Origin of the sequence: Micromonospora sp. CPCC 205558, from assembly GCF_036902955.1 — a bacterium.
GTDB lineage: Bacteria > Actinomycetota > Actinomycetes > Mycobacteriales > Micromonosporaceae > Micromonospora.
In genome coordinates, this window is sequence record NZ_JBAKHR010000025.1 from 1 (window position 1) to 21915 (window position 21915).

The following is a 21915-nucleotide window of genomic DNA, read 5'->3' on the forward strand; positions in this document are numbered from 1 at the left end:
GGGGGGGGGGGGGGGGGGGGGGGGGGGGGGGGGGGGGGGGGGGGGGGGGGGGATTAGTCGCAGGCGGTGCCGTCGCCGTCGCGGTCCAGGTCGTAGATGTCGTCGCCGATCACTTTGATCGGTCCGCTGACGTAGGCGGGACCATTGCCACTGCCACCGGCGCAGTCGACGTCGCTGGCGATCGGGACGCAGCCGCTGTAGTTCGGGTCGCACTTCGACGACTGCGGCTTCTTGGTGCCGACGGCGACGACCTGGGTCACCGGCTGCTTCGTCACGGTGGATTTGACCAGCTTCTTGCCCGTCTGCACCCCGTCGGTGGTGGTCACCTGGTAGGTCAGGGTCCGTACGCCGTTCACGCCCTTGGTGCGGACCACCCGCTTCCCCTCGGCCAGCGAAGAGTCCTTGACGGTCCGTTCGCCGTACCGGATCGTGGCCCGCTCGGTCACGGTCGTCACCTGCACCACGGGCGCGCCTGCCGCACTGGACGGGCTGGGCGCCTCCGACAAGGGCACCTCCGACAAGGGCGCCTCCGACAAGGGGGCCGACGACGGCACCGACGAGGGAACGGCGGACGGCGCGGCACCCGGCGACACCTCCTGGGTGGGGGTCTCCTCGGTCGGCTCGCCGGTCGCCGCCAGGATCGGCTGCTGCGGCTGCTCGGCGGCGTTGTCGGTCGTGGTCGACTTCGGGTCGCCGGTCAGCGCGCTGACGATGGCGGTGCCGGTGCAGCAGAGCAGCAGGATCGACAGGGTCACCGATCCGAGGATCACGGCGACCCGGCCGGCGGGAGTGGTCCGGCGGAACCAGTTGGGTCGGGGCGGCTGGCCGGGCGGTGGCGGGTACGACGGACCCGGGTTCTGTGGTGGTTGCATCGTCACGGCGATGAGTGTCGTCGCAAACACTGCGTGCAATATCCGCCGTCGCGCTCGTGGCGAGCGCTTTTCGCAGAGCGGAAAGGATCGATGGGCGCGCATATGGGGACGAGTCGACGGGCGCGGTGACCCACCAGGCCGGCAGGGCAGGGCCGATCGTGCGGGGATCAGCACCAATAAAAGTCGCAGATCGACACGCATCGGATCGATCGGCGATCGGATGTCCCACGCGACGACGAAACTGTCGCGATGCTGTCAGTGAGGCAGCTTCAGCGCTCCTCCAGGCCCCAGGGGGAGCCGTAACCGTTCAGCAGGTCGAGGAACGGCAGCGGGGGCAGCGCCTCCGGCCCGAGCACCCCCACACCGGCCCACGCGCCGGTGGCGAGCAACTCCAACGCGATGACCGGGTTGACGGCGGTCTGCCACACCACCGCCTGGTGCCCGTACTCCCGCATCGACCACTCGTTGTCGACCACGTGGTACAGGTAGACCTCGCGGGGCCGCCCATCCGGGCCGAGGCCGCGTACCCAGGTGCCGGCGCAGGTTTTGCCACGCATCCGGGCGCCGAGCGTGGCCGGGTCAGGCAGGCTCGCGGCCACCACGTCACGCGGGGAGACCTCGACGCCGCGCACCCGTACCGGGGAGACCGCGTCCAGGCCGAGCTTGTGCAGCGTCTTGAGCACCTTGATGAACTCGTCGCCGAGGCCGTACTTGAAGGTGACCCGCCGGGCCTCGACCCAGCGCGGGATGAGCAGCACCTCCTCGTGTTCGACGTTGACGCACTCGACCGGCCCGATGCCCTCCGGAAAGTGGAAGACCTCCGGCTCGGAGAACGGTTCGGTGGTGAACCAGCCCCGGTCCCGCTCCCAGACGACCGGCGGGTTGAGGCACTCCTCGATGGTGGTCCAGATGGAGAACGAGGGCGCGAAGTCGTACCCGTCGACGGTGAGGTTCGCCCCGTCCCGGACACCGATCTCGTCGATCTCACTGAACAGCTCGTCGGCGGCGTAACGGGCGAACACGTCGGAGAGGCCGGGCTCGACCCCGATGCCGCACAGCGCCAGCCGACCGGCCGCCGACCAGGTGTCGGCCACGGCGAACTGTTCGTCGCCGAGCTTCACGCCGGTCTCGGCGTGCGACAACGACATCGCCATGTCCAGGTAGTCCGCGCCGGCCGCGAACGCACCATTGAAGATCGGCATGACGAACCGCGGGTCGACGGCGTTGAGCACGTGCGTGATCCGGTGCTCCCGGCACAGCGCGGTGACCGCGTCAGCCGAGGCCGCGTCCACCTGGGCCGCGACGAAACGGTCACCGTGGCCGGCGACCGCGCGCTGGGCACGAACGGGGTCGTGGTCGGCGACCACAATGGTCTCGAAGAAGGTCCGTCGGGCGGCGATGGCTACGGCGGCGGAGCCGACGCCACCGGCGCCGACGAGGAGGACACGCATCAGGAATCAAACCCCAAACCGAAACGATCGAGAGTACGGAGCCAGAGGTCGCGCCGGCCCTCGCGCGCGTCGGCGCGGGCCAGTGACCAGCGGGTGAGATTGATGCCGATCGCACGGACGGGTTCCGGTGGGAACGGCAGTGGCTTGCGGCGAACCAGGTCGAGCCGGGTCAGCGGGGTGTTCCCGCCGTCGAGCAGGTCGAGCAGCACCCGGGCGCCGAAGCGGGTGGCCCCGACGCCGAGGCCGGTGTAGCCGGCCGCGTACGCCAGCCGACCGCCGTAGGCGGTGCCGAAGAACGGGCAGAACCGGGTGCAGGTGTCGATGACGCCGCCCCAGCGGTGACTGAAACGCACGTCGGCGAGCTGCGGGAACGTGGTGAAGAAGTGCCGGGCGAGGGTGGTGAAGGTGGCCTGCCGTTGCTCCAGCTCGGGCGCGACCCGATTGCCGTAGTGGTAGACGGCGTCGTAGCCGCCGAAGAGGATCCGCCCGTCGGCGGTGATCCGGTAGTAGTGAAACTGGTTCGCGGTGTCGGCGAGCCCCTGCCGGTTGCGCCAACCGATTGCGTCGCGCTGGGCGGGGGTGAGCGGTTCAGTCATCAGCACGTGGTCGTAGACCGGCACCAGGTATGCCCGCAGGCGGCGCAGCAGCGGCGGAAAGGCGTTGGTGGCCAGCACGACCCGACGTGCCCGGACCGAGCCGGGGCGGCCGGCGTCGCGGGTGCCGGCCCGGTGGGCGGCGGGATCGGTGCCCAGGGTGCTCGCGTGCAGCGCGGCGTCGTCGGAGCGCAGGCCGGTGACCCGGGTGTGTTCGTGCACGCGTACGCCGAGGTCGACGCAGGCGCGGCGCAGACCCCAGGCCAGCTTCGCCGGGTCCACCATGGCGACCCGGTCCGCGTCGAACATTCCACCCAGGTACGTCGGTGAGTGCACCTCGGCGCGCACCTCGTCCCGGTCGAGCAGCCGCACCCGGTGGCCGTACCGGCGGGCCAGGTCCGCGTCGGCGGCCAGCCCGTCGAGTTGGTACGGCTCGACGGCGACGGACAGCTCACCGGTGCGCTCGAAGTCGCAGTCGATGTCGAAGGTGGCGACGGTGGCGGCGATGGCGTCCAGGTTCTCCCGGCCGAGGCGGTCCAACTCGCCGACCTCGTCGGGGAACCGGTCGACGCCGTTGGCGAGGCCGTGGGTCAGCGAGGCGGCGCAGAACCCCCCGTTGCGCCCGGACGCGGCCCAACCGCAGGTCCCGGCGTCGACGAGCAGCACGTCCCGGCCCGGGTCCGCCTGTTTCGCCAACAGCGCGGCCCACAGTCCGCTGTAACCGCCGCCGATCACCAGCAGGTCGGTGGAGTGCCGACCAGCCAGTGGCGGCAGCGGGTCGGGGCGGTCCGGGCGATCGAGCCAGTACGGCACGGGTGCCGCGTCGGCCAACGCCCGGCCGATGTGCGGGAGCGTCATGACGGTCCGCCGACCGGACGATCCGGAGGCCGGACCGCCTGCGGGAGCGTCATGACGACCGGCGCAGGTGACCCGGCGGCCCGGCCAGCAGGTTGGCGCGGCGGGCCCGTCGACCGCGCAGTGAGCTGAGCCCCACCAGCAGCAACGCGACCGCGAACATCGCCGTGCCGATCACGTTGACCTGCGGTGGGATGCCCCGCTGGGCAGCGCCCCAGACGTACATCGGGAACGTGACTGTGGTGCCGGCGTTGAAGTTCGTGATGATGAAGTCGTCGAAGCTCAGCGAGAACGCGAGCAGCGCGGCGGCCACGATGCCAGGCAGCACCAGCGGCAGGGTGATCCGGCGGAAGGTCTGCCACTCGTTGGCGTAGAGGTCCATGGCGGCTTCCTCCAGCCGCCGGTCCATCCCGGCGAGCCGTGCCTTCACCGTCACCACCACGAACGACACGCAGAACATCACGTGCGCGATCAGGATGGTCCAGAACCCCTGCGGTACGCCCGCCGACACGAACAGCGCCAGCAACGACGTGCCCATCACCAGCTCCGGGGTGGCCATCGGCAGGAAAATCAGCACGTTGATCCCGGACCGGCCACGGAAGCGGTGCCGGACCAGCGCGAACGCCATCAGGGTGCCGAGCACGGTGGCGACCACCGTGGCGAGGAAGCCGATCTGCACGCTGCGGACCACCGCGTCACACATGTCCGAGGTGGCGCACGGCTGCCGCCAGTTGTCCATCGTGAACTCGTTGAAGTCGTACGACAGCCGGCTCGACGGCCGGTTGAACGACAGCGCGGCCACCACCAGGATCGGCAGCGCCAGGTAGCCGAGCACCAGCAACGCCACGATCATCACCCAGCGGTCCGCCAACCAACGGGACACCCTCACAGCACTTCCTCCGTCCCCGCCCGACGCAGATAGTCGAAGACCACCGCGAGGATCGCCGCCATCAGCAGGAACGACAGCGCGGCGCCCTGCGGGTAGTCCAGTCGGACCAGGAACGCCGAGTCGATGACGTTGCCGATCATGTATTCGTTCGGGGTGCCGAGCAGTTCGGCGTTGATGTAGTCACCGCTGGCCGGAATGAAGAACAGCAGCGTTCCGGCGACCAGGCCGGGCATGGACAGCGGCAGGGTCACCCGACGGAACGCCTGCACCGGGCTGGCGTACAGGTCGGTGGCCGCCTCCAGCAACCGGTGGTCCAGCCGCTCCAGGCTCGCGTACAACGGCAGCACCAGGAACGGCAGGAAGTTGTACGTCAGGCCGAGCACCACAGCGAACGGCGTGGCCAGCAGCCGGCCGTCCGGGGCGAGTAGGTGCACGTCACGCAGCAGGCCGACGAGCGCGCCGTTGTCCGACAGGATCGTCTTCCAGGCCAGCGTGCGAACCAGGAAGCTGGTGAACATCGGCGCGACGACGCACACCAGCAGCAGGTTCTTCCAGCGGCCGGCCTTCTGCGCGATCGCGTACGCCAGCGGGTAGCCCAGCAGCAGCGCCACCACCAGGGCCAGCCCGGCGTAGCCGAACGAGCGCAGGAACTGTGGCCAGTACGCCTGCACCACGTCCGGGTAGTTGCCGACCGCCCAGGTCATCGCGTACCCGGTGGAGAGCGAGCCCGTGGGGTCGTACAGGCTGGCCGCCGCCAACTGCACCAGCGGCACGCCGAAGAAGATGAGCAGCCAGGCCGCACCGGGCAACAACAGCAGGTACGGCAGGAGTCGGCGCCGCCCGGACCGGGCTGCCGGCGGCGCGGGTGGCGGGTGCCCCGATCCGGTGGGGGCCAGGAGGGTCACGACGACGCACCCACCGGCTCGTCGAGCACCGGCGACGTCCGGTCGGTGTCGGCGGCGTCACGGGGCAGCAGGAACGCGTGCCGCGGATCCCAGTACGCCACGGCCTCGCTGCCGACCGCCACCCGCGCCGACGTTCCGCTGTTGGCGGCGAAGACCGACAACTCGGTGCCCCAGCCGGTGCGCAGCAGGTACTGCGTGCTGACTCCCACGTAGGAGGCGTCGGTGACTATCCCGGTGACGTGCTGATGCCCCGCGGGCACCTGGTCGGCGGAGCCGACCAGTATCAGCTTCTCGGGGCGTACCCCCAGGTGGACCGGACCGTGGTCGACCCGCGACCGGCCGGCGGGCACCGAGAAGCGCGTGCCGTGCGCCGTCACCGCGACGTCGCCGCCGCCGACGCCGGTGGCCTCCCCGGCGAGCAGGTTGGACTGGCCGAGGAAGTTCGCCACGAAGGCGGTGGCGGGAAACTCGTAGATGTCGGCCGGGGCACCCAGTTGTTCGATCCGGCCGGCGTTCATCACCGCGACGGTGTCGGCCATGGTCATGGCCTCCTCCTGGTCGTGGGTGACGTGCACGAAGGTGATGCCGACCTCGGTCTGGATGCGCTTCAGCTCGATCTGCATCTGTCGCCGCAGTTTGAGGTCGAGTGCGCCCAGCGGCTCGTCGAGCAGCAGCACCTGCGGCCGGTTGATCAGGGCGCGGGCCAGCGCGACCCGCTGCTGCTGACCGCCGGAGAGCTGGGCCGGGCGACGGTTGCCGTAGCCGTCGAGCTGCACGAGGGACAGCATCCGGGTCACCTCGTCGTCGACCGAGCGGATGCCGCGTCTCCGCAGCCCGAAGGCGACGTTCTCGAAGATGTTGAGGTGTGGGAAGAGCGCGTAGCTCTGGAAGACGGTGTTGACGGGCCGCTTGTACGGCCGCAGCCGGGCGATGTCCCGGTCACCGACGAACACCTGACCGCTGGTCGGTTCCTCCAGGCCGGCGATCATCCGCAACGTGGTGGTCTTGCCGCAGCCGGACGCACCGAGCAGCGCGAAGAACGAACCCTGCTCGATGGTCAGGCTCAGGTCGTCGACGGCGGTGAAGACGCCGAACCGCTTGGTGAGGTTGGCCAGGCGCAGGTCGCCGGCGGGTGTCTCGCGCGCCATCCTCGTCACGCCCCGATGACCTGTTGGAACTTGCCCTCGTACTCCCGCTCCTGCTTCTCGTCCAGCGCCATGAACACCTTGGACTTCGACAGCAGCGCCTCGTCGGGGAAGATCAGCGGGTTGGCTGCCAGCTCGGGGTCGATCTTTTCCATCTCGGCCTGCGCGCCCTTGACCGGGCAGATGTAGTTGACGTAGGCGGCGAGCTTCGCCGCGACGGCCGGCTCGTAGTAGTAGTTGATCAGGGCTTCGGCGTTGCTCTTGTGGGTGGCCTTGTTGGGGACCATCATGTTGTCGCTGAAGAGCATCACGCCGGAGTCCGGCGCGACGAACCGCACCTTTTCGTCCTCACCGGACAGTTGGATGACGTCCCCGGACCAGCCGATGCACGCGGCGATGTCGCCCTTGGCCAGGTCGGGGGCGTAGTCGTTGCCGGTGAACTTGCGGATCTGGCCGGAGGCGACGGCCTTCTTGAGCTTGTTGAGGGCGTCGTCGAACTGAGCGCCGGTGAAGTTGGCCGGGTCGTGCCCGTTCGACCCGAGCAACAGACCCATGGTGTCGCGCATCTCGCTGAGCGCGGTCACCTTGCCCTTGAGGTCGGGGCGGGTGAGCAGTTCGTCGACTGTGCGCAGTTCCTTCGTGACGTTGCCGTTGTACGCCAGGCCAGCGAGACCGGACTGCCACGGGATGGAGATCCGGTTTTCGGTGTCGAACGGGCGGTTGATCAGCGACGGAAGCAGGTTGGCCTGCACGTTCGGGATCTTCGCCGGGTCCAGCTTCTGGATCCAGCCGAGCCGGATCATCCGGGCCGCCATCCAGTCGGTCAGCACGATGATGTCCCGGTCGGTGCTCTGGCAGGCGGCGAGCTGATTCTGCACCTTGCCGAAGAACTCGTTGTTGTCGTTGATGTCCTCGGTGTAGGTCACCTGAATGCCGGTCTTCGTGATGAACTCGTCGAGGCTTGGTCGCTTGGACTCGTCCTTGTCGTCCACGTCCATGTACTGCGGCCAGTTGGCGAAGGCGAGTTTCTTCTCGGTGCCGGAGAGGTCCTCGCTGACGCAGCCGGCTTCGGTCTGCTGCGCGCCCTTGGTGCCGCAGCCCGCGAGGCTGCCGCCCACGCTGAGCAGGGCGGCCGAACCGAGAGTGCCGGTGAGCAGTCCACGCCGGGAGAGGGGCCGGAAGGGAGTACGCATGACGACTCCTAGGGGTCATCGTCGGCGGGCGGGACGGGGGAGGCGCGCCGGCGGGAATGTTGGGAGGGTCAAGTGCCATGGACGACTGATCCTGACATGAGGTTACCTCCCTTACAAGTGATTCCGTTGCGGGAATAGCGATGGACGACGAAATACGCCAGACTACGCGGGGATACACGCGCGACATCACGATTCGGGATATGGGGAGCGGGCAATGACAAACCGGCAGCACGAGAACAGCAACGGCGGTCGACGCGTCGCTGTCCGTGACGGCGCCAATCACGCTCTGCTGGATGACGTGGCCAAGCAGATCATCGAGCAGCTCCAGGAGGACGGCCGTCGCCCGTACGCGACGATCGGCAAGGCGGTGGGGCTCTCCGAGGCGGCTGTCCGCCAACGGGTGCAGCGGCTGCTCGACTCCGGCGTGATGCAGATCGTGGCGGTGACCGATCCGCTCCAGCTCGGCTTCCCCCGGCAGGCGATGATCGGCCTACGTACCGACGGTGACCTGGAGGCGGTCGCGGACCGGCTGGCCGAGCTGGAGGAGGTCGACTACGTGGTGATCACCGCCGGGTCGTTCGACCTGCTCACCGAGGTGGTCTGCCGCAACGACGACCACCTGCTGGAGATCCTGCAACGGCTGCGCGCAGTGCCCGGGGTGCTCTCCACCGAGGCGTTCGTCTATCTCAAGCTGCGCAAGCAGACCTACACCTGGGGTACGGCCTGAAGCTGGCTCCCTGCGCTTGCGCTTGCCGCGTCTTGGTCGACTCGGCTTTCCAGAAATCGGGGCCAAGCCGCCCTGATGCCCCGGTTTCCGTGATCCCGAGTGGATGGGCGGGCTGCTGCTGCTGAACCAGCCGCGCCCACCATGCCCGACCCTCGACGCGCGCCTCCCGATCGCGCGTGACCCCACCCTCCACGCTTGATCCACTCAACTCACCGACATCGCGGTATCAACCCCCACGCAGACACCACGATTTCAGCGAATCGGAGTGGATCGAGCCGGTGGCCGAAAGAGGAGCTCATCGAATACACGTGGTCCGGCCCGGACGCTGTCACCAGGCCTGGGCCCTTTGGAGCTGATGTCGCAAACGACTCAGCGACGGAAGGTGCGACCTCGGCAGCCGGCAAACACGACCTCGACAGCCGAGCACCACCCCGCCCGGCGGCCCCGATGTCGCGAACGACTCAACGGCCGGCAAGCGCGACCTGGACGCCCGAGCACCACCCCGACCCGCGCGGCCCCGATGTCACAAACGATTCAGCCCCAAAGGCAGCCACCAGTACACCTCAAGCTCCTGCCGACGACGCCTGCCGACGACGCCTGCGGACCGCCGATGACGCCTGCGGACCGCCGATGACCAACCGACGGCAATACGGATTCCGTTGCATCCGAGACTTCTGCGCGCTAAATCCGTCGCCAACTGACCGTGATGCCGCCGATAACACTTGCTTCGAGGGTTGCGACTGTGCGATAACCGTTGGCAGAGCGGCCGGCCTCACCCCTTGGCCGGCCCGACGACCGATGGGGCTGACATGGCCAACGCCACCGACCACCTCTGGATGCACTTCACCCGGATGGCGAGCTACTCCGCCGGTGAGGTGCCGACCATCGTGCGCGGCGAGGGAGCGTACGTGTGGGACGCGCAGGGTCGCCGCTATCTGGACGGGCTCGCCGGGCTCTTCGTGGTCAACGCCGGCCACGGCCGCACCGAGCTGGCCGAGGCTGCCGCCAAACAGGCCGGCGAGCTGGCCTACTTCCCGCTCTGGTCGTACGCGCACCCGAAGGCCATCGAGCTGGCCGAGAGGATCGCGGTACTCACCCCCGGCGACCTCAACCGGATCTTCTTCACCACCGGCGGCTCCGAGGCAGTCGAGGCGGCGTGGAAGCTGGCCCGCGCCTACTTCAAGCGCACGGGGAAGCCCAACAAGTACAAGGTGATCAGCCGGTACATCGCCTACCACGGCACCTCCATGGGCGCCCTGTCGATCACCGGCCTGCCCGGCATCAAGAGCGACTTCGAGCCACTGGTGCCGGGCGCGATCAAGGTGCCGAACACGAACTTCTACCGGGCGCCCGAGCATGGCGACGACCCGGAGGCGTTCGGCCGTTGGGCCGCCGACGAGATCGGTCGGGCCATCGAGCGGGAGGGGCCGGACACGGTCGCCGCGGTCTTCCTGGAGCCCGTGCAGAACTCCGGCGGGTGCTTCCCACCACCGCCCGGCTACTTCGAGCGGGTGCGGGAGATCTGCGACGCGTACGACGTGCTGCTCGTCTCGGACGAGGTGATCTGCTCGTGGGGGCGGTTGGGCGAGTACTTCGGCGCGGTGCGCTACGGCTACCAGCCGGACATCATCACCACCGCCAAGGGCATCACCTCCGGCTACGCCCCGCTCGGCGCGATGATCGCCAGTGACCGGCTGATGGAACCGTTCCTCACCGAGACCGGCATGTTCGCCCACGGGGTGACCTTCGGTGGGCACCCGGTCTCCTGCGCGGTGGCCCTGGCCAACCTGGAGGTCTTCGCCCGCGAGGACCTGGTCGGGCACGTACGCGCCAACGAGGACGCCTTCCGGACCACCCTGGAAAAGCTGTCCGACCTGCCGATCGTCGGCGACGTCCGCGGCGACGGCTACTTCTACGGCATCGAGCTGGTCAAGGACAAGACCACCCGGGAGACCTTCAACGAGGCCGAGTCGGAGCGCCTGTTGCGCGGCTTTCTCTCCACCGCCCTGTTCCAGGCGGGCCTCTACTGCCGCGCCGACGACCGGGGTGACCCCGTCATCCAGCTGGCCCCACCCCTGATCGCCGATCAGCAGCACTTCGACGAGATCGAACAGATCCTCCGCACGGTCCTGACCCAAGCCTGGACCAAGCTCTAACCCCCACGCCCATCCCCGTTGATCATGAAGTTATTGCCACGACACGCCGAAGCGAAGGGCAATAACTTCATGATCGACGCCAGCAGGGCGGGACGCCCGGCAGGGGGCCGGGGGGCGGGACGCCCGGCAGGGCGGGACGCCCTGCAGGGGGTGGGGCCGGGGGTTAGTGGTTGGGGGGGATTACTCGGAGGTGGCCTCGGCGACCGGTCTGGTGGGGGTTCTCGGAGTGGTGCTGGTCCGGCTCCGGGGGGCGGGGGGCCGGGCGGGCGGCTTCGCGCACCGCTTCGGCCAACGCGACCAGGTCGTCCGTGGTGGGCGGCGGCGGCTCGAACTCGCCTTCGTGCCGGACGACGTCCCAGCCCCGCGGGGCGGTGAGACTGCGGGCGTGCGGCTCACACAGGTCGTACGTGTGCGGCTCGGCGAACGCCGCCAGCGGCCCCACCACCGCTGTCGACTCGTTGTAGACATAGGTCAATGTGGCGACCGCTTGCCGGGGGCAGCCGTTACGGGAGCAGCGCCGTGGTGACCTCACGTGCGGCAGGGTATCTCCATTACCGGGTCCGGCGCATCGGTTCGCGTTACGACACGCCCGTCGTGGTGATCACAGTTGACCGTCCTGGGCTCGCCGCGCCACAGGACCGGCGCTGCCGCTGACCCGCCCGACACGGGCGCTACCCTTTGCCTCATGACGAGCCCGGAACACCGCCGCCCCGGCTCAGGCCGGCGTGCGCATCGGGACCGGCACGGGCGCGGCCTGCGCGGGCGGCTGGTACCGGCCACCGTGCCGCTGGCGCGGACCAAGGCCGAGGTCTTCGACGACCTGGTCCTGGACACCGTCGAGACGTTGGAGCGCCGGTTCGCCAAGGAGTTGGCGGGTGTCGAGTTCGCGGTCGAGGACGTCCCGCCGGATCTGAACGTCTACGACTCGGACGTGCTGGAGGACGGCGAGGTCCCGCTGGCCCGGCTGCTGCCCGGCCGCCCAGGTCGGCAGGAGATGCCGCCGCGGATCGTGTTGTACCGACGGCCCCTGGAGTTCCGGGCGATGGACCGTGAGGACCTCGCCGATCTCGTCCATGACGTGATCATCGAACAGGTGGCGAACCTTCTCGGGGTGGACCCGGACGAGCTCGCCTGAGCCAACCTCCGAGCGGAGAGTCGGGCGGCCCCCACCGCCTCGACCTCGCACCGCTCAGGCGGCCCGCCGCTTCAACTTGCGCCGCTCCCGCTCGGAGAGCCCACCCCAGATGCCGAACCGCTCGTCGTGACCCAGAGCGTATTCGAGGCACTCGGTCTTGACCTCGCAACGCGAGCAGATCCGCTTCGCCTCGCGGGTCGAGCCGCCCTTCTCGGGAAAGAACGCCTCGGGGTCGGTCTGCGAGCACAGTGCCCGCTCCTGCCACTCCGGCGCGTTTCCGAGCAGGTCGGCCACCTCAAGCTGGCCGTCCATCAAATGCCTCCTTGTCGCGCACCGGCGTCATCGCCGCTGCAACCCCCCACGCGAAAGGCGTGCTTGTCCGTCCGGTCCCGTTTTGTTGCGTTCCGTGCGAACAACCCCATTCAAATTACACGCGTGTAATGCGTGCGCCGTCAAGCCAAACTTGATAATGGAGTCGCCCTCCCGACACCCCCGGCCGGCCACTCGGGCCGTCCAGCCTCGCAACCTGCCCTATCGATTCAGACCCCGGCCGAGTAACGCCCTCTCCGGCGAGTTGCCCGACTTTTCTCCCGTGGCGCTTCCCCGACGGGTCGCCGACCGGAAGGCGCCAGAGACCTCCACCACCAAGCTGATCTTGGTGGGAGACAGGTTAACGCGGCGCGGCGCAGACCGCCTGTCGAGCCGCAGACAGCACTCGCGCCCCGTCCATATTGTGGACGGGGCGCGGCGGTAAAACCTGGGTGTCGAGGTCAGCCAGCAGCCCCAAAACCGCTGCTCGGCCAGGCAAACTCGGCTATCTCTCCACCATGGACAGAAATCGTGCCGGCAGGCGTACGATCGTCCCACCAGACGGTATAGATCCCGCTCGGCAGGTCGGGATAGACCGCACTGTGGAAAGAGCCGTCCCGCACCCGACGCTCGCGCACCGCCGAGTGGACCCGCCGGTCATCGTCGCGACTGATCTCGATTTCCCGGCCGTGCAGATCCCGACCCGTGTAGACGATCAGGGCACCGGTGTCGCCGCCCAGATCGAGGACGACACTCCCGGTCTCCGACGGCCCGTAGGCATGCTCGTGCATCCGCTCCCTCCCCCGCACACTCAGGACGCCGCCGACGGGTTGTTGAACCCGTCGTACGGCGTACCCAGGTAGGGGAAGTTTCCGAGGAACGGCGCGGTCACGTCGGCGGCGCTCAGCCCCGGGGTGACAGCGGCGGCCGCCGCGTCCGGTCGGAACGTCTTGTCCACCAGCGGGACGGTGACCCCGGCGATCGCCCGCAGCGCGACGCTGACCACGTCGTCACCGACCCGCCTCCCGTTCGGGAACCCGGCCAGGTCGCCACCGAGCACCCCGAACCGGTCCGGACGCTTGGCTGGCGGGATCGCGGTGTTCAGTCGCAGCATGTCTGCCTGCACCTCGCCGGTGGCGTTGGTGAAGCCGTCGATCAGCCCGGCCGGCACCCCGGTGAGCAGGATCGCCACCAGGTCGGCACGGGGCTTCTTCGCCTTGGTGAGCTTGTCCAGGTTGGGGAAGACGTCCGGGTAGAGCGCCGGCAGCAACGCGGCCAACTCCGGCTGCTCGACGAACTGGGCGAACCGCTTGTCCTCCGACGGCGGCAGCGAGTTCCACAGGTCCTTCTTGGACATCGGCACGATGACCTCGTTGAACAGCGGATTACCCAGCCGCGAAACCTGAGTGAACGGGCCGGTGGCGGTGTCCGCCCCACCCCGGTCGCCGAGCACGCGCACCTGCCGACGCGACGCCGACGTCCACACCCCGATCACCGATGACCGGTCGCCGACACCGTACCGGTTGGCGCGCCGACGCACCCGCTCCAGCGGGACCTGCACGGCGATGCTGTGCACGTTCATCCGATCGGTGGCGTTGACCGGCTCCCCCTCAGCCTTGAAGATCTTCTTCCCGGCCACGTGCAACTGCTGGAACGGCCGCAGCGTGCCGAGGTCGAAGATCGCCCCGAGGTCGACGAAGAACCCGTCGGCACGCTGCCCGGCGAAGACCCGCTCCCCCGTGGAGAGCGAAAAGGTGGCCTGCCGCACCAGGTCGGCGTACTTCGGGGTGGACAGCGGGCCGACGTTGCACGGCGGGCAGGGCAACTTGTGCGCCAGGCGGTGCTCGCGGCCGTCGGCCACCCGGGTCAGGCTGTAGAACTGCCGTCGGTTCCAGTTCTCGCTGTCCAGCGAGTCGATCGGACCGGTGTTGTAGAGAAAACTGTTCGGGTTGGTGATCTCGGTGGTGAATTCGAACCGGTAGGTGACATCCGGGCGGCCGTCGCCGTCGTTGTCGATATGGATCTCGTACCGCACGTCGTCGCCGAACTCGAAGAAGTTCGGGCCCCCGGAGGGGAGCTGCAACGGCACATAATTGGCGATCAGCGTGACAGTGTCGCGTTTGTCGGGGCTGACGAACGCGTACAGGTCGGAGCTGTCGGCGACCGGATCCTTGGCTATCTCCGGGGCCTCACGGTGGGAAGACATGGCGGACCAACCTCACTGGGCGGGGACAGGATGGCGGGGCGGGAGAGTCGGGGTCAGCGCCGGGCTGCGCGCCGCAGCCGGTCCGCCAGGCTGCGGTCGCGTACCTCGATCCGCGCCTCGCCGACGAAGACGTCCATCGTTCCGGATTCGGCGTCACGTAGGTGCACGATGATCGGTTCGTCGGCTCGTCCGGCCGCGCCGGGGGCGTTCTGCGCGGCCGACAGGCCCGGCACGGTGAGCGCGGCGGCGCCGAGGGTGGCGCTGGCCGCTGCGGTCAACGTCTGCCGGCGGGTCAGTCGCGGCCACTGCCGCTTCCGCTGATCACTGGTCATGGGCAACCTTTCCGGCGGTGGCGCGAACGCGCCCGCGGAGACGGACGGGTCCGACGCCGTCGCGACGCCGCCGGGCCCCTGAGGGGACGCCGGCAGCGGTCCTCGCCGTGACCGCCACCGGCACCGCGTGGTACGGCCGGCGGCGGGGAAAGGTTCGACGTCAGGGCCGGGCGTGACCGTACGCGGTCGACCGCTTGCGCGCCGGACGACCGGCTGCCTTCGCGATGGCCCGCAACTGCTCCTCGGTACGCGCCGACCCGTTGTCGGAACCGGCCATCCGGGAGATCGTCTCCTCCATCAGCGTGCCGCCGAGGTCGTTGCAGCCACCCTGGAGCATCGCGACCGTGCCCTCGTCACCCAGCTTCACCCAGGAGCACTGGATGTTGTCGATCCGACCGTGCAGCAGCAACCGGGACATGGCGTGCACCACCCGGTTCTCCCGCCAGGTCGGGCCCGGTCGGGCGATACCCGCCAGATAGATCGGAGCATTCGTGTGCACGAACGGCAGCGCCACGAACTCGGTGAACCCGCCGGTACGGTCCTGCACCCCGGCCAGCACCCGGAAGTGCGCCAGCCACTGCCCGGGGTGGTCGACGTGGCCGTACATCATGGTGGAGCTGGACCGGATGCCCAGCTCGTGTGCGGTGCTGACCACCTCGACCCAGGCGGCGGCCGGGAGTTTGCCCTTGGTCAGCACCCAGCGCACGTCGTCGTCGAGGATCTCCGCGGCGGTGCCCGGGATGGTGTCCAGCCCGGCCTCGCGCAGCTGGATCAACCACTCGCGGACCGGCACGCCGGCCTTCGCGGCGGCGGTGACGATCTCCATGGGCGAGAACGCGTGCACGTGCATCTCGGGCACCCGGGCCTTGATGGCGCGCACGATGTCGGCGTACCCGGTGACCGGCATCTTCGGGTCGATGCCGCCCTGCAGGCACACCTCGCTGGCACCGGCCGCCCACGCCTGCTCGGCCCGGTCCGCGACCTGCTCGACGGAGAGCCGGTACGCGTCGGCGTCCCGCTCACGCTGCGCGAAGGCGCAGAATCGGCAGCCCACGTAGCAGACGTTGCTGAAGTTGATGTTGCGGTTGACCACGTAGGTGACGTCGTCGCCGACCGCCGCACGGCGCACGTCGTCGGCGAGGCGGCACAACTCGTCGAGCGCCGGCCCGTCCGCGCCGAACAGCGCCAGCGCGGCGTCGTTGTGCCGGGGGTCGAGCAGCGCCGCCGGGTCGTCGGCCGCGAGTCGCAGCCCGGCCGCCAGGTCACGGTCCGCGCCACTGCCGGCCGGCACCGGGGGTACGCCCGCCCGCCGCGCGACCGCCTCGGGGGTGACCTTGCCGGCGACCTCGGACCAGTCGCCGTAGACGCTGTCGAAGTCGCCGCGCCGGTCGTCGGTCCGGCCCGTGGTGTCGATTGTGGCGTGCAGGTCGACCCGCCCGCCGAACACCTCCTCCGGCTCCTGCCACGGTCGTCCCTGCGGCATCGCCGACTCGACCGCCATGCCCGTCGCCGGATCGGCCAGGGCGCCGACGTGCGGCAGCAGCCGTGGGTCGAGCCACGGGTCGCCCGCGCGCACGTACTCCGGGTAGATCGTCAACCGCTCCCGCAGCGTGAACCCGGCCAACTCGGTGTGCCGGGCCAACTCCTCGATCTGCGGCCAGGGGCGCTCCGGGTTGACGTGGTCGGGGGTGAGCGGGGAGACGCCGCCCCAGTCGTCGATGCCGGCGCGCAGCAGCAGGTCGTACTCGCCGGCGATGAGATTCGGCGGGGCCTGGATCCGGGCCTTCGGACCGAGCAGTAGCCGGGCCACCGCCACCGTGGCAGCCAGATCGTGCAGCTCCGCGTCCGGCATGCCACGCATTGCCGTGTCCGGCTTGGCGCGGAAGTTCTGCACGATCACCTCCTGGAGGTGGCCGTACTCCCGGTGGGCACGGCGGATCGCGAAGAGCGCGTCCACCCGCTCCGCCGGGGTCTCCCCGATGCCGATCAGGATGCCGGTGGTGAACGGCACCCCGACCCGGCCGGCGTCGTCGAGCACCCGCAACCGGACCGCCGGCTCCTTGTCCGGTGAGCCGAAGTGCGGGCCACCCGGCTCGGACCAGAGCCGGGTCGCCGTCGTCTCCAACATCATGCCCATGCTCGCCGCGACCGGCTTGAGCCGTTGCAGCTCCGACCAGGACAGCACCCCGGGGTTGAGGTGCGGCAGCAGGCCGGTCTCCTCCAGCACCGCCACCGCGCAGGCCCGCAGGTAGTCCAGGGTCGAGTCGTAACCGCGTTCGTCCAACCAGGTCCGGGCGGCCGGCCAGCGTTCCTCCGGCCGGTCGCCCAGGGTGAACAGCGCCTCCTTGCAGCCCTGCGCGGCACCGGCGCGGGCGATGGCCAGCACCTCGTCGCGGTCCAGAAACGGCGCCGGCAGCCGGTGCGGCACGGTGGCGAACGTGCAGTAATGGCAGCGGTCCCGGCAGAGCCGGGTCAGCGGGATGAAGACCTTCTTGGAGTACGTGACCACACCCGGCCGCCCCGCGTCCCGCAGCCCGGCGTCGCGGATCCCACCGGCCAGCCGGAGCAGCTCGTCGAGCGCGGCACCGCGGGCGGAGAGCAGCGCGGTCGCCTCGTCGACGTCCAGCGCCCGCCCGTTCGCGGCCCGGCCCAGGGCCCGCCGCACGCTCGCATCGCTCGGGCCGGATTGGGTGCGATCAACCATCCACTCACCCTATGCGCAGCGCGACGCGACCCAACCAGCCCCAGCCCTCACCGTGCGAAAGGGCACTGAACGGCTCCCCACGCCGCGTCGCCCCCCCACAGCCGGCAATCTTGGACACTTTCCGTCAGCTCGAAACGGAAAGTGTCCAAGATCTACCCACAGCCGCCCGGGACCACTGATCGTGGTGGGAGCTCAGCGGGGTTGGTCGGGGTGGTCGTTCAGGTTGATGTGCTGGGTGCGGTCGCCGTCCGGGTCGGCGGGCTGGGAGATGGCCTCGGTCGGGTCGGCCGACGGACGCCGAATCGCCTCCGTCGGGTCGGCCGACGGACGCGGGATGGCCTCGGTCGGGTCGGCCGACTGGCGCGGGATGGCCTGGGTGGGGTCGGCCGAGGGTGGCTGCCCGAACGGGGGTGCAGCGGGCGACGACGGCGCCGGCTGGGCGGTCGGGTTCGTCGGCGGCCCGGACTGCGGCGCCGGGAACGGCGGCGCGGACTGCGGGTACGGCGGCGCGGACTGCGGGGCCTGGAACGGCGGCGACGGCTGGCCGTACGGGCCGGCCTGCGGGTGACCACCCGGCTGACCAGCCTGCGGGTAGCTGCCCGGCTGGCCGGGTGCGGGCCAACCGCCCTGCGGCTGACCACCGGGCTGACCCGGGGTCGGCCAACCACCCTGCTGCTGGGGCCAGCCCGGCTGCGGCTGGCCGTAGACGCCCGGCTGGGGCTTCGGCCGCGGCACGTAGTAGTGGGCGCGCCAGATGGTGTAGACCACCCAGGCGGCGATCGCGAAGATCACCATCCAGGCGAACCGGGTGAGCACACCGAGCAGCGCGTCGAGCACCTCGGCCTCGGCCAGCCGGCCCACCGTCCAGATCAGCATGGTCAGCGTGCCGACCAGGGCGCTGACCGCGTACTCGACGAGCGCCACCTGCGTGATCAGCTTCGCCTTCGCCAGCACCGGCGAGATGTGCGTGGCCAGCAACACCGCCAACAGTGGGAGAGCCACCGCCTCCACACCGACGAACGCGTAGAAGGCGCTACCCGCCCGGTCCGTGAAGGAGCTGTAGTCGTTCGGGGCGACCAACCGGAGCAGGCCCACGAAGAGGAACACGGCGTTGGCGCCGAGCAACGCGAGCGCGGCGAGCTCACGTAGTGGCTTGGTCAGCTGGCGGGCCTGCGTCGCGTCAGCGGACGCGGGCTCGGCGGGGCTGGTCACGAGCTCCCCCTTTGGGGCAGGAACGGACAGGGCGCACGTGAGCCTAGTCTCCCGGGCCACCCACGGATCGGAGGCGTCACGTGCGCGAGGATGGTCGACATGCGCATCGTGGTTCTGGCCGGCGGCATCGGCGGCGCCCGGTTCCTGCTCGGGGTCCGGGCGTACGCCCGTGACGTCGGCGCGGAGGTGACCGCCGTGGTCAACGTCGGCGACGACCTGTGGTTACACGGGTTGAAGATCTGCCCCGACCTGGACAGCGTCATGTACACGCTCGGCGGGGGCGCCGACCCGGAGCGGGGCTGGGGTCGGGTCGGCGAGAGCTGGACGGTCAAGCAGGAGCTGGCCGCGTACGGGGCACAGCCGACCTGGTTCGGCCTCGGCGACAAGGACATCGCCACCCACCTGGTCCGCAGCACCATGCTCAACGGCGGTTACCCGTTGAGCGAGGTCACGCAGGCGTTGGCCAGCCGCTGGGAGCCGGGCGTACGCCTGTTGCCGGCGACTGACGACCGGCTGGAGACCCATGCTGTGGTGGAGGACGACCAGGGTCAGCGGGCAATCCACTTCCAGGAGTGGTGGGTGCGGTACCGGGCCGACATCCCCACTCACCGTTTCGTGTTCGTCGGCGCGGAGACGGCGAAGCCGGCACCCGGGGTGTTGGACGCGATCGCCTCGGCCGACCTGGTGTTGGTCGCGCCCAGCAACCCGGTGGTGAGCATCGCGCCGGTGCTGGCCGTACCGGGGCTGCGTGAGGCCGTGGCGGGCGGCCCGGCGCCGGTGGTGGGTGTCTCCCCGATCATCGGCGGCGCACCGGTGCGGGGGATGGCCGACCGTTGTCTGGCCGTGCTCGGTGTCGAGTGCAGTGCGGCGGGGGTGGGTCGGCTCTACGGCGGCCGGGCGAGCGGTGGTCTGCTCGACGGTTGGCTGGTGGCCGAGGAGGACGCGGGCACTGTGGTGCCTGAGGTGACGGTCCGCGCGGTGCCGCTGCGGATGACCGACGAGGCGGCGACGGCGGCAATGGTCCGCGCCGCGGTGGAGTTGACGTGAGGTTGGAGATTCTGCCGGTGCTCGGCATCGGCCATGTGACCGAGGGCGACGACCTGGCCGCGATGATCGCGACCGCCGCGCCGTGGCTGCGCGACGGCGACGTGCTGGTGGTGACCAGCAAGATCGTTTCCAAGGCGGAGGGGCGGCTGGTCGACGTGCCTGCGGACGGGCCGGAACGGCTGGCCGCCCGCGACGAGGTACTGGCCGGTGAGACCGCCCGGGTGGTCGCCAGTCGAGGGGCGACCCGGATCGTGCAGACCCATCACGGCTTCGTGATGGCCTCGGCGGGGATCGACGCGTCGAACGTGGACAAGACCCAACTGGTGTTGCTGCCGGTCGACCCGGACGCCTCGGCACGGGCCCTGCGGGACGCGCTGCGGGAGCGCTACGACCTGGACCTGGCCGTGATCATCAGCGACACGATGGGCCGGCCCTGGCGCAACGGGCTCACCGACGTGGCGCTCGGCGTGGCCGGGATGCCGGCCATCCGTGACCACCGGGGCGAGGTCGACCCGTACGGCAACGAGTTGCAGTTGACCCAGATGGCCGTGGTGGACGAGCTGGCGGGTGCCGGCGAGCTGATCAAGGGCAAGTGCGATCAGGTCCCTGTCGCGGTGGTGCGCGGCTACCTGCCCGCCACCAACCCGGACGACACCGATGGCGCGCAGGCGCTGATCCGCGACGCGGCACAGGACCTGTTCTCGCTCGGCACCGCCGAGGCCCGCGCCGCCGGGCTGTCCGACGCCGCCACCCTGGCCGACGGTCCCGGCCCGACGCCGGCCGACCTGACCGCGGTACGACGGGCGATCGACGCGGTCGCCGAGGTGGTCGCCCCCGGCACGGTCTTCACCCTGGTCGACGAGGCCGAGGTACGCGCCGGCCTGGTCGCCGAGATGCCCGGGTGGCCGGAGGGCGCGGCCCTGCTGCTCGGCTCGGCCCCGACCCCCGTCGAGCCGATGGGTCTGGTCCGCTTCGGCGCCGACCTGCACCGACTGCGCGTCGCCCTGGCCGCCGAGGGCGTCGGGTCGACCCTCTTGCCACCACCGCCCGGCAGCCCGGCGAGCGCCGCCCTCGCCCTGTAACCCGCCAAGCGCCGCCCTCGCCCGGCAACCCGCCAAGCGCCGCCCTCGCCCGGCAGCCCCGGCGGCCGCCGCGCTCGCCTGTCGCTCAGCGGCCGGGTCACGCGTCCAGCATGGCCCGGCCCAGCGGGGTCAGCGTGTGCAGCACGCTGTTGCGTTCGCGGTGGCTGACCAGCAGGCCGGCGTTGCGCAGCACCGTGGCGTGCTGGCTCGCCGCCGCCGGTGAGATGTTGAGCTGGCGGGCGACCTCGCCGGTCGTGCAGCCTTCGTCGCTGGCCTGCAACACCGCCGCCCTGGTGCGGCCCAGCAGCGCGGCGAGTGACTCGCGGGCGGCACCGGACGCGAGCGCACCGCCGGCGTCGGCCGACACCAGCCCGCCCAGCCGGTCCACCGGGTAGACCAGCACCGGTGGCAGCGCCGGGTCGAGCAGTGCGACCGGGGTGGCCGCACAGAAGTACGACGGCACGAGCAGCAGCCCGCGGCCGTCCAGGTGCAGCTCCCGGCTGTGTGGGTAGCTGCGGACCTCCAGCACACCACTTTCCCAGCGCATCGCCGGCCGAAAGCTGGTGAGCAGGCCCTCGACACCGCCGTCGAGCAGCGCCCGCGCCCGTCGCGTGCGATCCGCCGCCACCGCGGCCTGGATCCGACCCCAGTACGGGCTGATCGCCAGCGACCGGTACTGCTCCATCGACTCGGCCAGGTGGTGCAGCGCCGACACCTCACCCCGGGCCAACGCGGTCGCCGAGGAGGGCAATTGAGTCTCGGCGGCCAACACGCTCAGATCCCGGCGCAGCAACTCGGCGGGCGTACGGCGGAGCGCGTCCAGCCCGGCCTCGAAGCCCTCGACGCTGGCGTACGGGGTGAGGAAGTCGGGGAAGTAGCCGCGCGGCGGGTTCAACGCGAAGAGCAGACTGAGCTGCTCAGCGGCGGCGTCCTGGCGCAGCGCCGCAGCCACACTGCGCCGCCAACTGGCCGTCAGCGGATCGCGGGTGCGGCCGCGGAGCACGTGCAGGCTGAGGACCAGCTCCCAGACCGGGTCCGCCGCCGGCGCCACCCGGGTCCGGAGGACGTCCTCCCCAGAAAAGTGGATCTTCAGCATGGAGCG

The 21915-nt window shown here is 70.3% G+C and carries 20 protein-coding genes; 5 read left to right on the forward strand and 15 right to left on the reverse strand.

Features of this window, described 5'->3' with window-relative positions; all coding sequences use genetic code 11:
• Positions 1-53: 53 nt before the first annotated feature.
• From V6U86_RS24555 to V6U86_RS24585, 7 genes are all read right to left on the reverse strand, one after another.
• Complete coding sequence (locus tag V6U86_RS24555) at positions 54-872, reverse strand: G5 domain-containing protein (protein ID WP_334507154.1); 819 nt, start codon at positions 870-872, stop codon at positions 54-56.
• 269 nt (positions 873-1141) lie between these two features.
• Positions 1142-2323: a saccharopine dehydrogenase C-terminal domain-containing protein gene (locus V6U86_RS24560; RefSeq protein ID WP_334506940.1), complete on the reverse strand. Its 1182-nt coding sequence runs from the start codon at positions 2321-2323 to the stop codon at positions 1142-1144.
• Complete coding sequence (locus V6U86_RS24565; protein ID WP_334506942.1) at positions 2323-3774, reverse strand: NAD(P)/FAD-dependent oxidoreductase; 1452 nt, start codon at positions 3772-3774, stop codon at positions 2323-2325. The genes V6U86_RS24560 and V6U86_RS24565 overlap by 1 nt, the downstream gene beginning before the upstream one ends.
• A gap of 49 nt (positions 3775-3823) precedes the next feature.
• Entirely contained in the window at positions 3824-4660 is an 837-nt protein-coding gene (locus tag V6U86_RS24570) for an ABC transporter permease (protein WP_334506944.1), read from the reverse strand.
• Positions 4657-5565, reverse strand: a complete 909-nt coding sequence (locus tag V6U86_RS24575) for an ABC transporter permease (RefSeq protein ID WP_334506946.1) — start codon at positions 5563-5565, stop codon at positions 4657-4659. The genes V6U86_RS24570 and V6U86_RS24575 overlap by 4 nt, the downstream gene beginning before the upstream one ends.
• The gene (locus V6U86_RS24580) at positions 5562-6713 is read right to left on the reverse strand and encodes an ABC transporter ATP-binding protein (protein ID WP_334507156.1); all 1152 of its coding nucleotides are present in this window, start codon (positions 6711-6713) and stop codon (positions 5562-5564) included. The genes V6U86_RS24575 and V6U86_RS24580 overlap by 4 nt, the downstream gene beginning before the upstream one ends.
• A gap of 5 nt (positions 6714-6718) precedes the next feature.
• Complete coding sequence (locus V6U86_RS24585) at positions 6719-7903, reverse strand: polyamine ABC transporter substrate-binding protein (protein ID WP_334506948.1); 1185 nt, start codon at positions 7901-7903, stop codon at positions 6719-6721.
• 214 nt (positions 7904-8117) lie between these two features.
• Here V6U86_RS24585 and V6U86_RS24590 point away from each other — a divergent pair, with 214 nt between their 5' ends.
• Together V6U86_RS24590 and V6U86_RS24595 are read left to right on the forward strand one after the other, a co-directional pair.
• A complete protein-coding gene (locus V6U86_RS24590; RefSeq protein WP_030338307.1) occupies positions 8118-8630 on the forward strand; it encodes an Lrp/AsnC family transcriptional regulator in 513 nt (170 codons plus the stop codon).
• 809 nt (positions 8631-9439) lie between these two features.
• Positions 9440-10786, forward strand: a complete 1347-nt coding sequence (locus V6U86_RS24595) for an aspartate aminotransferase family protein (protein ID WP_334506951.1) — start codon at positions 9440-9442, stop codon at positions 10784-10786.
• 163 nt (positions 10787-10949) lie between these two features.
• Here the strand turns inward: V6U86_RS24595 and V6U86_RS24600 are convergent, their stop codons facing one another.
• Positions 10950-11318: a DUF3499 domain-containing protein gene (locus V6U86_RS24600; protein WP_030338263.1), complete on the reverse strand. Its 369-nt coding sequence runs from the start codon at positions 11316-11318 to the stop codon at positions 10950-10952.
• Between the two features lie 153 nt (positions 11319-11471).
• On the opposite strand from V6U86_RS24600, the gene V6U86_RS24605 reads away from it, so the two are divergent.
• A complete protein-coding gene (locus V6U86_RS24605) occupies positions 11472-11921 on the forward strand; it encodes a metallopeptidase family protein (protein ID WP_030338265.1) in 450 nt (149 codons plus the stop codon).
• Between the two features lie 54 nt (positions 11922-11975).
• Here the strand turns inward: V6U86_RS24605 and V6U86_RS24610 are convergent, their stop codons facing one another.
• The 6 genes from V6U86_RS24610 to V6U86_RS24635 all read right to left on the reverse strand — a co-directional run bounded on the left by V6U86_RS24610 (position 11976) and on the right by V6U86_RS24635 (position 18684).
• Positions 11976-12233: a WhiB family transcriptional regulator gene (locus V6U86_RS24610; protein ID WP_007455784.1), complete on the reverse strand. Its 258-nt coding sequence runs from the start codon at positions 12231-12233 to the stop codon at positions 11976-11978.
• 458 nt (positions 12234-12691) lie between these two features.
• Positions 12692-13021, reverse strand: coding sequence for a phospholipase (locus tag V6U86_RS24615; RefSeq protein WP_334506954.1), 330 nt, complete (start codon positions 13019-13021; stop codon positions 12692-12694).
• Positions 13022-13041: 20 nt separating this feature from the next.
• The gene (locus tag V6U86_RS24620) at positions 13042-14436 is read right to left on the reverse strand and encodes a DUF4331 domain-containing protein (RefSeq protein ID WP_334506956.1); all 1395 of its coding nucleotides are present in this window, start codon (positions 14434-14436) and stop codon (positions 13042-13044) included.
• A 53-nt stretch (positions 14437-14489) separates the two neighbouring features.
• Positions 14490-14768, reverse strand: a complete 279-nt coding sequence (locus tag V6U86_RS24625) for a hypothetical protein (protein WP_334506958.1) — start codon at positions 14766-14768, stop codon at positions 14490-14492.
• 160 nt (positions 14769-14928) lie between these two features.
• Positions 14929-17472, reverse strand: coding sequence for a bifunctional FO biosynthesis protein CofGH (locus V6U86_RS24630; RefSeq protein WP_334506960.1), 2544 nt, complete (start codon positions 17470-17472; stop codon positions 14929-14931).
• A 192-nt stretch (positions 17473-17664) separates the two neighbouring features.
• On the reverse strand, positions 17665-18684 hold the full coding sequence (locus tag V6U86_RS24635; RefSeq protein WP_334506962.1) for a hypothetical protein: 1020 nt from the start codon (positions 18682-18684) through the stop codon (positions 17665-17667).
• Between the two features lie 99 nt (positions 18685-18783).
• Here V6U86_RS24635 and cofD point away from each other — a divergent pair, with 99 nt between their 5' ends.
• Together cofD and V6U86_RS24645 are read left to right on the forward strand one after the other, a co-directional pair.
• Complete coding sequence (gene cofD / locus V6U86_RS24640; RefSeq protein ID WP_334506964.1) at positions 18784-19731, forward strand: 2-phospho-L-lactate transferase; 948 nt, start codon at positions 18784-18786, stop codon at positions 19729-19731.
• A complete protein-coding gene (locus V6U86_RS24645) occupies positions 19728-20813 on the forward strand; it encodes a coenzyme F420-0:L-glutamate ligase (protein WP_334506966.1) in 1086 nt (361 codons plus the stop codon). The genes cofD and V6U86_RS24645 overlap by 4 nt, the downstream gene beginning before the upstream one ends.
• 97 nt (positions 20814-20910) lie before the next feature.
• Here the strand turns inward: V6U86_RS24645 and V6U86_RS24650 are convergent, their stop codons facing one another.
• Positions 20911-21909, reverse strand: coding sequence for an ArsR/SmtB family transcription factor (locus V6U86_RS24650; protein WP_334506968.1), 999 nt, complete (start codon positions 21907-21909; stop codon positions 20911-20913).
• Between the last annotated feature and the right edge of the window lie 6 nt (positions 21910-21915).